Annotated in this window: 11 protein-coding genes; 6 read left to right on the top strand and 5 right to left on the bottom strand. The window is 58.5% G+C overall.

All coding sequences use genetic code 11. The features are described 5' to 3' along the window. Positions 1-71 precede the first annotated feature (71 nt). Positions 72-1,763, top strand: a complete 1,692-nt coding sequence (arnT, locus tag N7D90_RS11595; RefSeq protein WP_261742290.1) for a lipid IV(A) 4-amino-4-deoxy-L-arabinosyltransferase — start codon at positions 72-74, stop codon at positions 1,761-1,763. After that, positions 1,760-3,286 (top strand): ArnT family glycosyltransferase, encoded by a 1,527-nt coding sequence (locus N7D90_RS11590; RefSeq protein ID WP_261742289.1) that lies wholly within the window; start codon positions 1,760-1,762, stop codon positions 3,284-3,286. Before arnT ends, N7D90_RS11590 begins: the two co-directional genes overlap by 4 nt. Positions 3,287-3,326: 40 nt before the next feature. On the opposite strand, the gene pssA is transcribed toward N7D90_RS11590, so the two are convergent. The 3 genes from pssA to N7D90_RS11575 all read right to left on the bottom strand — a co-directional run bounded on the left by pssA (position 3,327) and on the right by N7D90_RS11575 (position 7,227). Then, positions 3,327-4,670, bottom strand: coding sequence for a CDP-diacylglycerol--serine O-phosphatidyltransferase (pssA, locus tag N7D90_RS11585; protein ID WP_261742288.1), 1,344 nt, complete (start codon positions 4,668-4,670; stop codon positions 3,327-3,329). Between the two features lie 201 nt (positions 4,671-4,871). Further along, positions 4,872-5,999 (bottom strand): glycerate kinase, encoded by a 1,128-nt coding sequence (locus N7D90_RS11580; protein ID WP_261742287.1) that lies wholly within the window; start codon positions 5,997-5,999, stop codon positions 4,872-4,874. Positions 6,000-6,129: 130 nt separating this feature from the next. Continuing rightward, complete coding sequence (locus N7D90_RS11575; RefSeq protein WP_261742286.1) at positions 6,130-7,227, bottom strand: sugar diacid recognition domain-containing protein; 1,098 nt, start codon at positions 7,225-7,227, stop codon at positions 6,130-6,132. A gap of 158 nt (positions 7,228-7,385) precedes the next feature. On the opposite strand from N7D90_RS11575, the gene N7D90_RS11570 reads away from it, so the two are divergent. The 3 genes from N7D90_RS11570 to rarD (N7D90_RS11560) all read left to right on the top strand — a co-directional run bounded on the left by N7D90_RS11570 (position 7,386) and on the right by rarD (N7D90_RS11560) (position 10,967). Continuing rightward, positions 7,386-8,699: an MFS transporter gene (locus tag N7D90_RS11570; RefSeq protein WP_261742285.1), complete on the top strand. Its 1,314-nt coding sequence runs from the start codon at positions 7,386-7,388 to the stop codon at positions 8,697-8,699. Positions 8,700-8,941: 242 nt separating this feature from the next. Continuing rightward, on the top strand, positions 8,942-9,826 hold the full coding sequence (rarD, locus tag N7D90_RS11565; RefSeq protein ID WP_261742284.1) for an EamA family transporter RarD: 885 nt from the start codon (positions 8,942-8,944) through the stop codon (positions 9,824-9,826). A gap of 259 nt (positions 9,827-10,085) precedes the next feature. Then, complete coding sequence (rarD, locus tag N7D90_RS11560; protein ID WP_261742283.1) at positions 10,086-10,967, top strand: EamA family transporter RarD; 882 nt, start codon at positions 10,086-10,088, stop codon at positions 10,965-10,967. A 16-nt stretch (positions 10,968-10,983) separates the two neighbouring features. On the opposite strand, the gene N7D90_RS11555 is transcribed toward rarD (N7D90_RS11560), so the two are convergent. After that, a complete protein-coding gene (locus N7D90_RS11555; protein ID WP_261742282.1) occupies positions 10,984-12,279 on the bottom strand; it encodes an ATP-binding protein in 1,296 nt (431 codons plus the stop codon). Positions 12,280-12,283: 4 nt separating this feature from the next. Then, a complete protein-coding gene (locus N7D90_RS11550; RefSeq protein ID WP_261742281.1) occupies positions 12,284-12,985 on the bottom strand; it encodes a response regulator transcription factor in 702 nt (233 codons plus the stop codon). 169 nt (positions 12,986-13,154) lie between these two features. Here N7D90_RS11550 and N7D90_RS11545 point away from each other — a divergent pair, with 169 nt between their 5' ends. Then, positions 13,155-14,309 carry an efflux RND transporter periplasmic adaptor subunit gene (locus N7D90_RS11545; protein WP_261742280.1) on the top strand — a complete coding sequence of 385 codons (1,155 nt, stop codon included), beginning with the start codon at positions 13,155-13,157 and terminating at the stop codon, positions 14,307-14,309. The last annotated feature ends 2 nt before the right edge of the window (positions 14,310-14,311 follow it).

Below are 14,311 nucleotides of genomic sequence, written 5' to 3'. Positions count from 1 at the left end.
TCTCGCCCACCTGCCCCCACTTAACGTGCCGCCCATAACTACTGTCTATAACGGGCTCGCAGGTGGAAAGCATGGTTGCCGTTGTACCTAACACTTTTAGAACCCGGGGTCTGGAGCGCTGGGCCTTGCCCAGCCTGATACTGGCTTTTGTGCTGTTTTATCTGTTGCCACTGATGACTCACGGGTTGTGGATCCCTGATGAAACCCGCTATGCCCAAATCAGTCAGGAAATGCTCCACAGCGGCAACTGGGTTGCCCCGCACTTCATGGGTTTGCGCTATTTCGAAAAGCCCATCGCCGGTTACTGGATGATTGCCATCGGGCAGGCGGTGTTCGGTGACAACCTGTTCGGCGTGCGCATTGCCTCTGCGCTCAGCACCGGGCTGAGTGTGTGGCTGGCCTGGCTGATCGCAGGGCGGCTGTGGCATGACCCGCGCAAGCGCTTTGCCAGCACCCTGCTTTATATGAGTTTCGGGCTGGTCGCAGGCCAGGCCGGGTACGCCAATCTGGACCCGCAATTCACCTTCTGGGTCAACCTGAGCCTGGTTGCTGTGTGGTTTGCCTTTGACAGCACGACCCGGCGCGGGCGCCTGAGCTCATGGGCTGTGCTCGGCATTGCCTGTGGCATGGGCTTTATGACCAAAGGCTTTCTCGCCTGGTTGCTGCCGGTGCTGATCGCGGTGCCGTATGCCCTGTGGCAACGGCGCCTGAAAGAAGTCCTGATTTACGGCCCGCTGGCGATCCTGGTTGCCGTGGCCATCTCTGTACCGTGGGCGCTGGCAATCCAGCATCAGGAGCCTGACTTCTGGCAGTTCTTCTTCTGGAATGAACATATCCGCCGTTTCAGCGCAACCGATGCACAACATACCCAGCCTTGGTGGTTCTATCTGCCAATCCTGCTCGCAGCCAGTTTGCCGTGGGCGGCCTTGTTGCCTGCAACCTTGATTGATGCCTGGAAGCAAAAGCGCCAGCCAGCGATTGGCTTTCTGTTGCTGTGGCTACTGCTGCCGCTGGCCATCTTCAGTTTGAGCAGAGGCAAATTGCCGACTTACATCATGCCGTGCCTGCTGCCATTGGCGCTGCTGATGGGCCATGCGCTGGTGACTTGGCTGGCCCAGGCGCGCATCCGGACCATCCGCATCAATGGCGTATTGAACACACTACTGGCCGTGGCCGGGCTGGTGGGGCTGATTTATTTGCAAATCAGCCGCCCGGTCTATGACAACACCGAGATATTCAGCCTGTCGCTGGGCTACATTGTGTTGCTCGGCTGGTTGTTGAGTAATGCCTTGCAAGCCCTGCGCCCCTTGCAGCTGTGGGCCGCACCGGCACTGGGCATGGGCTTGCTGGTGGCCTTGTTGCCCGCAGCGATGCCAGGCCAAATCGTCAACAGCAAAATGCCGGATCAATTTATCGCCGAGCATGTGCAGGAGCTGAGTCAGACCAACACCTTGCTGAGCAACGATCTGGGCGCGGCATCGGCTCTATCCTGGCGCCTGGGGCGACCTGAAGTGAGTCTTTACAACACCGTGGGCGAACTCAAGTACGGCCTTGGTTATGCCGATTCAGCTGCGCGTCAGGTTGATATGGATAACATCGTGCGCTGGATGAAAGACGCCCAACTTCGCGGTTCCGTAGGGGTGGTCATGCGGGTTCATTCGGCACTGGAAACCCACGAAGTCGAGTTGCTGCCGTTGGGTGGCAAACGCTACGAGCGCGGCGATCTATCGATATTCATCTTCCCCAAGGTTCAGCTTAAATGATTGACATCAAGCGCTGGAACCCCGAGCAGAAAGCCTTGCTGGTGCTATTGGCCGTATCTGCCGTGCTTTTGTTGCTCGGCCTGGGATCGCGGGAACTCTGGGGGCCGGAAACCCGCTGGGCCAATATCGCACTGCAGATGCTGCAAAGCGGTGATTATCTGGACCCGTACCTCAAGGGTTCACCCTACTACGACAAGCCCTTGCCCTCCTATTGGCTGATCACAGCAACGGCCGGGCTGATGGGTGGCCTGGGGCACTGGTCGTTGCGCCTGTCTTCAGTTATCGCCGCTTGGCTTAGCGTGTGGTTGGTGTACCTGATCGGTGAGCAACTGTTTCGCAAAGGCACCGGGCTGATCGCTGGCTGGATGCTGGCTACCACTTTTTACTTTGTATTCTGGGCACGGGTGGCCACGGCTGACATTCTCACCGTGTTCGGCCTGCTGGCGGCGGTATGGTGGTACTGGCGCGGCCCGGAGGACACACGCTTTAGCCGTTATTGCGTGTTCTTCCTGCTGCTGTCCCTGACCTCGCTGCTCAAGGGACTGATCGGTTTTATCCTGCCAGGGCTGGTGTTGCTGCCTCATTTGCTCGGCGAGCAACGCTGGAAGCGGCACCTGAACCTGCGTCTGTTACTGGCCCTGATCGTTGCAGGGGCGGTGTACATGCTGCCTTTTGTACTGTCGCATCTGTATGGCGCGCCTACTTATGGTGAAAGCGGCCTGGGGTTGGTGTTGCGTGAAAACGTGGTGCGTTTTTTCAACCCCTTTGACCATATGGGGCCGATTTATACCTACCTGATTTACCTGCCCGCTTACACCTTGCCCTGGGCTCCATTCTGGATGATCGGGCTATGGGTTGCCGTGCGTCAGTGGCGGCATATCGAGCCCAATACCCGTTGGTTGGTGTGGGGCCTGGGTCTGCTGTTTGTGTTCTTCACTGCCAGCGGCAGTCGGCGCAGTTATTACGTGTTGCCGCTGGTGCCCTTCGCCCAACTATTGGCCGCCTGGTGGGTCACACGCCGCATTGCCCAAGGCAAAAGCAGTCAGCGCCGCTGGAACATCGGTTTTGGCGCAAGCGCTACGCTGGTGCTGTTGGTTCTGGGGGTGTTTTACCCGTGGTCCAACGGTGGTGGTGGGGTTGTTCAGTTCGGCCAGGACGTGAAAGCACGTGCCAGCGAGCAAGCGCCCTGGGATCAATGGCGCATGGTAATGATCGATGTCGACAACAAATTGCCGATGTATGTGCAGAACCAGAGCGAGCCGTTCTACTTTGTCGACCTGAGCCAGGACTTCCCCCGCAATGGCGACAGTGCCGGTCTGATGGCCTGGCTGGATAAAACCAGCGGCCAGCATTTCAACCCGCAGCGTACGCTGATCTTCGCCCAATACCGCAGTGGTGATCCCCTGCCCCTCGGCTATCTGAGCGTGGATCACCAGACCGTGACCAGCCAGCCGGATAACGGCGATCGGCTGTTGCATCGGCGTGAGGGTGGCAGCGTGGTGTATATCCCTGAAGCCAACTGAATGTGGGAGCGGGCTTGCTCGCTCCCACAAATACAGGTGTTTAGAGAATCCGGTACAACAAGCGCTCAATCCGTACCCGGCTGACCCGACGTAAAAACTTGGCTACCGCTGGCGGGTACTCCGCCAGTGTTTCCAGGTTCTTGAAGTTGTCGATGCGCTGAGTGTGGGCAAAAATCGCGTCCAGCTCCTTGCGCCGCGGCTCCAGCAGTTCACGACGCGGATCATCGATCAACAGGCCGTTTTCCAGATCCAGACGGAACGCCCGTGGGTTGAGGTTGTTGCCGGTCAACAAGGTATAGCGGTCGTCCACCCACATGCCTTTGAGGTGGTAGGTGTTGTCACCTTCGCGCCACAAATGCAGGTTCAGCAGGCCGTTGTCGATCATCCGCTGATGGTTTTTGGCAAACCGACGCAGGCTCAACTCATACAGATACGGCAACGCTGCGATAATCCGGAAGGGTTCGCTCGGCGGGATATAGAAGTCGTTGGCAGTCTTGTCGCCGACCACGATATCAATCCGCACTCCACGCTCCAGGGCCCGATTGATCTCGCGGGTCACCGGTAATGGCAGGTTGAAGTACGGCGTGCAGATAGTCAGCTGTTGCTGGCTGCTGGCGATCAGTTCACAAATCACCCGGCTCAGTTGGTTGTTTTTACCCACGCCCAGCAACGGACTGACCGATAGGCCAAAGTGGCCGACAGTCCCGGCGCTGGTGTCATAGCTGGCTTTTTTCAGATGGCTGCGCAAATCACCGATAGCACTGCGCAAACTGCGGGTCGTCGGCAGTGTTGGCACGTCCAGGCGATGCACCGCCTTGGCCTCGATCAGGTCTTGCTGGACAAAGCGCTGCATGGTGTCGGCCAACTGCTTGTTATGCAGCAGGTGGTAACGGTCAAAGCGATACTTGTCGAGCTTGTGCAGGTACACGTTATTCAGACTGGCGCCGCTGTAGATCACGCAGTCATCAACAATAAAACCCTTGAGATGCAGCACGCCGAACAGTTCACGGGTTTGTACCGGCACGCCATAAATCGGCACATGGCTCGCGTGAGCCGCGGTTTGTGCCTGATACCAGGCCGCATTGCCGGGCTGCTTGCCTGCGCCGATCAGCCCGCGCTGGGCACGCAGCCAATCGACAACCACTGCGATTTCGAGTTCGGGCCGTGCGGCTTTAGCGGCATGCAAGGCATCCAGGATTTCCTGCCCCGCCTCGTCCTGTTGCAGGTACAAGGCCACCAGCGTGATGCGATGGCGTGCGCCAGCAATCTGCTCCAGCAGGCAGCGACGAAAGTCCGCAGCGCTGGGCAAGATGCTGAATGCATCGGCGGACAACGGAAAGCTGCGCAGCTTGGGCAGCAAAGAGCGTTTGAAGAGCGACGGCATAGGGCTCGCTAAGGGTCGAATGCGAAGAACCGCGAAGCTTACACGATTGGGCCTCAAGTCTGTAGCAGCTGCCGAGGCACGACGGCTGCGTTCGGCGAAGCAGCCGTCGTAAAACCTTGGCTCTCAATGCATCTGACACACTTGGCCGTCTGATTTACGACGACTTTGTCGCCGAGCGCAGCCTTCGTTCCCCTGCAGCTGCTACAAACTCAGCAAACGTGCAATATCCCGCGCCCGGTCGGTCAGTAACTGCCCTGCCCGATCACAGGCGTCCTGCAGGGTCATAGGGCCACTGGCAATCGCAAATGCGGCGTTGATCCCGTGCTCATACAGGGCCTGATAACCTTCGCCCAAGGTGCCAGCCAGCACCACTACCGGAACCCCATTGGCCTGGGCAATACGTGCAACGCCAAAGGGGGTCTTGCCACGCAGTGTCTGCGCATCAAAACGGCCTTCACCGGTAATCACCAGATCAGCGTCCTTTACCGCTTCGGCCAGCCCTACCAGCTCGGCGACCACTTCCACCCCTGGGCGAAACTGCGCGCCGAAAAACGCCTTGGCTGCAAAGCCCAAGCCCCCGGCAGCACCCGAACCGGGCTCGTCGCGTACATCCTTGGGCAAGACCTGCGCGCAATGGTCAGCAAAATGCCCCAGGGCCTGATCCAGCAAGCGCACTTGTTCGGCTGACGCGCCCTTTTGCGGGCCGAAAATTGCCGAGGCACCATGCTCGCCGCACAGCGGGTTGTTAACGTCGGCGGCAATCTCAAAGCGCACTTCGGTCAGGCGCGGATCCAGGCCAGTCAGATCGATACGTACTACCCCGGCCAACGCCAGGCCGCCACGCGCCAGGCTATTGCCCTGGTCATCGAACAAACCCAGACCCAATGCCTGTAGTGCACCCGCTCCGGCATCATTGGTGGCACTGCCGCCGATAGCCAGGATGACGCGCCGCGCGCCTGCATCCAGCGCAGCCCTGATCAGTTCGCCGGTGCCGTAAGTGCTGCTGATGCACGCGTCACGTTGTGCCGGAGCAACCAGTTGCAGACCGCTGGCTTCAGCCATTTCAATGATTGCTGTGTGACTGTCCGGCAGCCAGCCCCAATGCGCCTCGACGGGCTCTCCAAGCGGGCCTTGCACCTGATTGCGCCGTAACTGGCCATTGCCTGCGGCGACAATCGCCTCGACCGTGCCTTCACCGCCGTCGGCCATAGGGCATTTGACCAGGTGCGCGTGGGGCAATACCTCAGCCAAGCCTACGGCGATCGCGTCGGCAACTTTTTCGGCACTCAGGCTGTCTTTGAACGAGTCGGGGGCAATCACGATTTTCATGGGGCGCATCTCCAGTTCTTATGCCTTCCATGCTGCCAGTATCCGGGCACAAACACGCCAGTCGGGCGCACAAGCAATCACAGGGTTTGTTGTTCATTGTTACAAGGAGCGGCCACAGCTAGGTGCGCGACTAACTTTGCGGTAAAAGCTGAACGCCCAAATACAGCGCCAGCATGCCATTGAGGCTTAGCGGATCGACACCGCTCAATTCGGCGATGCGCTCCATGCGATAACGCAGGCTGTTGCGATGGATCCCCAGGGCGTCGGCGCAGGCCTGGCTCTGGCCATCGTGCTCGCACCAACTGCGCAGCGTAGCAATCAGTTGGCCGTTGGCGTCCTTGGCCACCACCTTGTGCAACGGTCCGAGCAACTCCTCCAGCGCATCGTCATTGCGATGGCGCCACAGCATTACCGGTAAGCGGTAGCGATTGAGAGTCAGCAAACGTGTCTGCGGCAGTACATCGCGGCCATACGCCAACAAGTCACCGACCCGGCGATAGCAGCGGCGCAAGCCTTTGAGCGCATCTGCCTGCCCGCCCGCGGCAATGCGCAAGACCTTCCAGCCCTGGCCGTCGAGTTTTTCCAGCAGGCGCACATCGTCCAGCGCAGCGGTTGCCGGTCGGCACCACAACAGCGAACCCGTCGCAGGGCAAACGCACCAGCTGTCCGGGTAACGTGATTGCAGCCAGGCACTCAAGGCCTCGGCACTTTGCCCCTTGCCCAGCTCGAACAGATACGGAATACGCGCCAGCTGCGGCTTGAGCCCCAACTGCTGGGCTTCATCGATCAATCGCGGGGAGTCACCGCCTTCGCTGAGCAACAGGGCCACCAGATCATCACAGCGCTGCCGTCGCCATTGCTGTTCGGCTTGCTGATAACGCTGGCCCACCAACATTTCGGCGGTCATGCGCACCAGTTCGGCGTAAGTGCGCAGCAACTCGGGCTCGCCCGTAAGCCCCAGCACCCCGATCAAGCGTTGATCGAGCAACAGCGGCAAATTGATACCGGGCTGCACACCCTTGAGGCATTTGGCGGTCTGCGCGTCAATTTCCACCACCCGTCCATTGGCCAGTACCAACTGCGCTCCTTCGTGACGGGTGTTGATACGTTCAGGCTCGCCACTGCCCAGGATCAGGCCCTGGCTGTCCATCACGTTTACGTTGTACGGCAAGATGGCCATCGCGCGATCCACGATGTCCTGTGCCAAATCATGGTCCAGTTCAAACATAGGGTGACTATCCTTGGATACATTTGTTCACGGGCACAGGCGACTCGGCAAAATGCTGTGCGATAGCACAAAGACAGAGACGTTGCGGTGACCGAGACTCAAGCAGCGGTCAACGTTACCCCCGGATCGCAAAAAAACATAATAAAGAGAGACATAAGATGCCACAGAGCGCCAACGCATCGCCGATCAGCGATGACGACAAAAACGCCATCTACAAGCGCATCACCCTGCGTTTGATCCCCTTCATTTTCATCTGCTATCTGTTCAATTACCTCGACCGGGTAAACGTTGGCTTTGCCAAATTGCAGATGCTCGACGCACTCAAGTTCAGCGAAACCGTTTACGGCCTTGGTGCCGGGATTTTCTTTATCGGCTACGTGCTGTGCGGCGTACCGAGCAACCTGGCATTGACCCGGTTCGGCCCGCGGCGCTGGATCGCCGTGATGATGATCAGTTGGGGCACGCTGTCGACCTGCCTGATGTTTGTCACGACACCTGCCGGCTTCTATACCTTGCGCCTGCTGACCGGTGCTGCTGAGGCGGGCTTTTTCCCGGGCGTGGTGTTGTATCTCTCGCAGTGGTTCCCGACCTTTCGCCGTGGCCGGATCATGGCGTTGTTCATGTGCGCCATTCCTGTTTCAGGGCTGATTGGTGGCCCGTTCTCGGGCTGGATTCTTAGCCACTTCGCTGCAGGCCAGGGCGGCCTTGCAGGCTGGCAGTGGATGTTCATGCTGCAAGGGATCCCTACCGTGCTGCTGGGCGCACTGGCGATTTACCTGCTGAGCGACAGCTTTGCCAACGCCAAATGGCTGGGCGCTCATGAGCGTGCGGTGCTTGAAGCGGATCATCGGCTGGATGCGGCAAGCAAACCGGCCTCTTCTACCGATTCGCTATTGGCCGTGTTCAAAAACCCGGCCATCTGGGCCTTTGGCCTGATCTACTTCTGCATCCAGAGTGGCGTGTATGCGATTAACTTCTGGTTGCCGTCAATCATCAAGAGCCTGGGTTTCAGCGACACCTTGGTGATCGGCTGGATCAGTGCGATTCCTTATCTGCTGGCGGCGGTGTTCATGTTGCTGGTGGGTCGCTCGGCAGACTTGCACAAGGAACGCCGCTGGCATTTGGTGGTGCCTATGCTGATGGGCGCGCTGGGGCTGGTGATAGCGGTGAATTTCGCCACCCAACCGGCGATTGCGATCCTGGGCCTGACCATTGCGACCATGGGTGCACTGACTGGCTTGCCGATGTTCTGGCCAGTTCCTACGGCGATGCTCAGCGCCGGTGCGGCAGCAGGCGGTCTGGCACTGATCAACTCCATGGGGCAAATGGCTGGCTTCCTCAGCCCGTACCTGGTGGGTTTTGTCAAAGACGCCACCGGCTCCACTGACGTGGCCTTGTATGTGCTGGCAGCGGTGATTGTGGGTGGCAGCCTGCTCGCACTGCGCATGACCCGTGGCATAAGTAACGCATAACGCTAATACGCATATCCCCGTAGCAGCTGCCGAAGGAACGAGGCTGCGTTCGGCGGCGCAGCCGTCGTAAAACCGGACACTGCGGTGTGTCAGGCAAATCCCGGATTCAGGATTCACGGGCGCTTTGCACCCGAACGCAGCCTCGTTCCTTCGGCAGCTGCTACGAGAATTTGCCCTATCGTTCACGGGGCCTCAAGCTACGCACTTCTAATAATCAAAATGCGTGTTTCAACGAGGCTGTTGTGTCCAAAGGTATTGTTCTGTCTGTTCTGGCATCGAGCCTGTTCGGTGTCATGTATTACTTCACATCTCTGCTCTGGCCCTTGAGCGGAGCCGAAATCTTCGGCTGGCGGATGCTCCTGACCCTGCCCTGCATGACCCTGTTCATGTGTATTTCCGGTGATTGGCGACTGGTTCCGGCAATCGTCTCGCGACTTCGCCAGCAACCCCGACTCTGGGCCGTGCTGTTTGCGTCCAGCGCGTTGGTGGGCGTTCAACTCTGGCTGTTTCTCTGGGCACCGCTCAATGGTCACAGTCTTGACGTGTCCCTGGGCTACTTCCTGCTACCGCTGACGATGCTCCTCACCGGCCGCATGGTGTATGGCGAGCAACTGTCACATCTGCAAAAAATCGCCGCAGCACTGGCTACCCTCGGGGTCGCCAATGAGGTGTACCGGGTGGGCGGCTTCTCCTGGACCACGCTGGTGGTGGCCATTGGTTATCCCCTGTACTTCGTGCTGCGCAAACGTGCAGGTACCGACAACCTCGGCGGCCTGTGGCTCGACATGTTGCTGCTGATACCCGTGGCCTGGTGGTTTGTGCAAAGCGGTGAGCAAGGCTTTGCAGTGGCCAGCCAGCGCCCCGCGCTGTACGCGCTGATTCCGATACTGGGGGGCATCAGCGCGCTGGCCCTGATCAGCTACATCCTGGCCAGCAGGATGCTGGCATTCAGCTTGTTCGGCTTGCTCAGCTACGTGGAGCCGGTTTTGCTGGTTCTTGTTGCGTTGCTGCTGGGCGAAAGCATCAGCGCCGGGCAATGGATGACCTATCTGCCAATCTGGCTGGCGGTGCTGGTGCTGATTTTTGAAGGCTTCAAGCATCTGGTGCGTCAACGCAGGTCGATGTAATCGGCCTGGTTGTAGCTGTGCATGTGGGTGCGGGCTTGCTCGCGCCCATAGCGCTACCGTTAATCAGTTTTTTGAAAAACACGAACGCTCGTTTAAAACGACTTTGGCCCAGTAATTGCTTGCACTTTTTAGAGTTGAGCATCCCCAACAAGAATCAGTCCCAAGTAATTGGTTTAAAAGGCATTTGCCAACATCCCCCAACACCCTCAAGCTATGTGCCCACTCACACGAGTAACGCTGTAGATCCATTGAGGTTGTTGTGTCTAAAGGTATTGTTCTATCGATTTTGGCTTCCTGCTTGTTTGGCGTTTTGTACTGGTTCACTTCCCTTCTCTGGCCCCTCGATGGCCAGGAAATCTTCGGCTGGCGAATACTGATCTCGCTGCCCTTCATGACTCTGTTTATCTGCCTCTCCGGCGACTGGAAATGGGTTCCCATAATTTTCAATCGCTTACGTGCAAAACCTCTACTGATTCCTTGCGTGCTGCTCACCAGTTTCCTGGTCGGCCTGCAGCTGTGGATGTTTATGTGGGGGCCGCTTAACGGGCATGGTCTGGATGTATCACTGGGTTATTTCCTGCTGCCACTGACGATGATCCTTACCGGACGCATCGTGTACGGCGAACACTTGTCACACTTGCAGAAAATCGCCACGGCCCTGGCCGTCATCGGCGTGGCCAATGAGCTGTACCGCACGGGTGGTTTTTCCTGGACAACTCTTGTAGTCGCAGTCGGTTACCCGATGTACTTCGTGCTGCGCAAGAAGATCGGCATCGATAACCTCGGCGGGCTATGGCTGGATATGCTGTTGATGGTGCCTGCCGCACTTTGGTTTGTGCTGGCAGGGCCGCATGTCGACCTTGGCGAGCAACGCCAGGCGCTGTATGCCCTGGTGCCGCTGATGGGCATCATCAGTGCTGCGGCAGGCTTCGCGTATATTCTGGCCAGCCGACTGCTGCCATTTAGCCTGTTCGGCTTGCTCAGTTATGTCGAGCCGGTGCTGCTGGTCGCTGTCGCCCTGTTGCTGGGTGACAGCCTGGCAGAGGGTCAATGGTTGACCTACGGCCCGATCTGGCTTGCGGTGGTGGTGTTGATTATTGAAGGCTTGAAGCATGTGAGCCGTCAGCGTCGCTCCATCTAAAGTGCAAAACCTCGCTTCAAGCCGGCAACCAGAGCTTGAAGCGAGCACCGCCCAACGGTGACTGTTCGACGTTCAGCGTACCGCCCTGCGCCTGCAGGGCGCGCCGACTGATCGCCAGCCCCAGGCCAAAGCCCCCGGTCGCTCGGTCCCGGCTGCGATCCAGACGGTAGAACGGTTCAAAAATACGCTCACGCTCCTGTTCCGGAATGCCAATCCCGTCGTCATCCACCCACAGTTCACAGCCCTGGCCGGTAACATTCACTCCCACCTGAATTCGCCGATCGCAGTAACGCATGGCGTTGCGCAGCAGGTTTTGCAGCGCCCGCGCAGTCAACCGCGGGTCAAGGGCAAAGCGCTCTTGAGTTCCGTGCAGCAATACATCCAGCACGATATCGGGCGCCTCCAGTTCCTCATCAAAACTGCCGAGAATGCTGTCGATAAACTCATCCAGCGACACCTCTACCCGTTCTGGCATCAATGCCGGATTTTGCAGGCGACTGAACGACAGTAACTCCAGTACCAGCTCATCCAGTTCGCGAATATGCCCCACCAATACCTGCAAGCGCTGACGACTGGGCTCAGGCAAGTCGTCGCACAGTACCAGCGCCAGCCCAAAGTCCAGACGTGTCAACGGCGTGCGCAATTCATGGGACACCGCATTCAACAAGTCGCGCTGCTGATTGAGCAGATGCTCGACGTCCTGCGCCATGGCGTCAAACACCGTGGCCAGGCCATAAATGTTCGAACGTTGGGATATCTGCGTACGCTCGCTCAGTTGCCCCTGGCCGATGCGCGCCGCCGTTAGCTTGAGGCGCTCCAGATCACGCCAGTGCGGGCGCAGCCACAGCAGCAAGCCGCCAAGCATGGCAGCACCGATCAAGACGTTGATACTCCAGTACAACACACTCATATCAAACGGATCAGGGGGCATGACCCATTCAATGGCGACCTGATCGTCCAGTGGTGAAACCACCAGTGTGCGCCAACCCCACTCGCCAATACGCAATACGCCCTGCCCTTGCTGCAACTGGCGTTGCTCCTCGGCGGTGAATTTCGCATCGGTAATGGGCAGCAGATTGACCCTCATCGGCTGGAATTGCGTGTCGAGTTCTTGGGCAAGACTCGGCCATTGCTCGGGGGGCAGATGATGGAACTGTTTGACCAGCAGGGTCTGCATGCCCCGCGACATATCGACGTTGTAGTTCATGAAACGCTCATGAAACAGCGACACGATTACCCCAGGCACCAGATAACTGGCCATGGCGAACGACACGATCGTTACCAGATACAGGCGTATCAGTATTTTGAACATGGACTCAGCATTCCCATTCAGAGCGGCTGAACAGGTAACCCTTGCCCCACACAGTCTTGATCTTGCGCGCTTCACCGGCGCAGTCATCGAACTTGCGCCGCAACTTGGAGATTGCCACATCGACAGAACGGTCCGTACCGTTGAACTCAATTCCGCGTAAACGCTGCAGGATCTGATCACGGCTCAGCACCTCACCGGCATGCCGCGCCAGCACCACCAGCAGGTTGTACTCGCCGCTGGACAGCTCGATCACTTGCCCGCGCCAGTGAACCGTGCGCTCTGACAAGTCGATGCACAGGTTGCCAATAATGATCCGGTCACTGGCCAACTGTGGCTCGGCCAGGCTACTGCGGCGCAAAAGAGTACGCACGCGAGCCAGCAATACACGGGGCTCGCAAGGTTTTGTCACATAATCGTCAGCCCCCATCTCTAGCCCCAGCACCTGATCATGACTATCGTCGCGGGCTGTCAACATCAGGATCGGCAGGCTTGCAGACTCGGCGCGCAACAAACGGCAGACTTGCAGGCCATCGAGCCCTGGCAACATCAGATCAAGAATGACCAGATCCGGAGGGTTACTTCTTGCTCTGTCACAGACTTGATCGCCACGGGCAATCACACTGACCTGATAGCCATTGCGTTCCAGATAGCTGGCAATCAGCTCCGAAAGAGCGGCATCGTCTTCGACCAGCAAAATAGTGGGCATAATATGTGCTTACAACCGGGGAAAACCCAAAGGATATACAACCTCACAGGGATAGGAGCACAACCTTCACACTTTTTCACACACCCTCTACATAGCTTCACAACGCCTCTTGCGTGCTGCGCTTAGCATGCCTACAGAAACAACCCGCTTATTTAAGAAGGCACGATCGTTGAAAAAGCTCTTCGCCCCGCTATTCCTAACGGCGCTGGCCCTGGCCATCAGTGCCTGTGATAAAAATCCGGTCGCTGAAACCAAACCTGCTTTGGCCAAGGTTCGTACAGAAGTCATCGCCACTGCGCCCCTGTCCGTCAGCAACGAGCTGAGCGGCCGGGTTGTGGCCCCGCGCGTGGCGCAAGTCAGCGCCCGGGTTGCCGGTGTCGTGCTCAAGCGCGCATTCACCGAAGGTTCGGAGGTCAAACAGGGCGATGTACTGTTTTTGATTGACCCGGCACCGTTCAAGGCGGACCTGGACAGCGCCCAGGCAGCACTGCGCAAATCCGAGGCAGTTGCCTTGCAGGCAAAACTGCAAGACCAGCGCTACGCCGAGCTGATTGAAATCAACGCCATCAGCCGCCAGGACCATGACAATGCGCGCGCGGCTGCACAGCAGGCCAACGCCGATGTTGCCGCCAACCAGGCCGCTGTTCAGCGCGCCAAACTGAACCTAGGCTACGCCACCGTCACCGCGCCGATCTCCGGTCGCATTGGTCGTGCACTGGTGACTGAGGGCGCACTGGTCGGTCAGGGCGAAGTCACGCCGCTGGCACGCATCCAGCAACTGAACCCGATCCATGTCGACCTGACGCAGTCCACCCGCGATCTGGACAACCTGCGCGAGGCTTTCCGTGCCGGGGAGTTGCAGCAGGTTGGCAAGCAGCAAGCCAAGGCCACCTTGATTCGCGACAATGGCAGCCTGTACCCGCTGCCGGGCAAGCTGCTGTTTACCGATGTGACCGTGGACCCGAGCACTGGGCAGATCATTCTGCGCAGCGAGTTCCCCAACCCTGACTACGACTTGCTGCCTGGCAGCTTTGTGCGTGTGCGTCTGGAGCAGGCAGTCAACAAGGAAGGCATCAGCGTGCCGCAGCGCGCAGTCCTGCGTGACAGCGCCGGGGTTGCCCAAGTGTTGTTGATTGATGCTGACAACCGTGTGCAGTTGCAATCAGTGCAACTGGGCAGCGCACATAATGATCGCTGGGCCGTGACTTCAGGCCTCAAGGCCGGTGACCGTATTGTCACTCAAGGTCTGCAGCACGCACGCCCCGGCGAGCAAGTACAAATCGATGACCCGACACTTCCTCTCGCACACTCCACGGATCAGTGAGC

The organism is Pseudomonas fragi, assembly GCF_025426255.1.
Lineage (GTDB): Bacteria > Pseudomonadota > Gammaproteobacteria > Pseudomonadales > Pseudomonadaceae > Aquipseudomonas > Aquipseudomonas kulmbachensis.
Note: the sequence above shows the minus strand (reverse complement) of the source record. Positions and strands in the feature narration are given on the sequence as shown.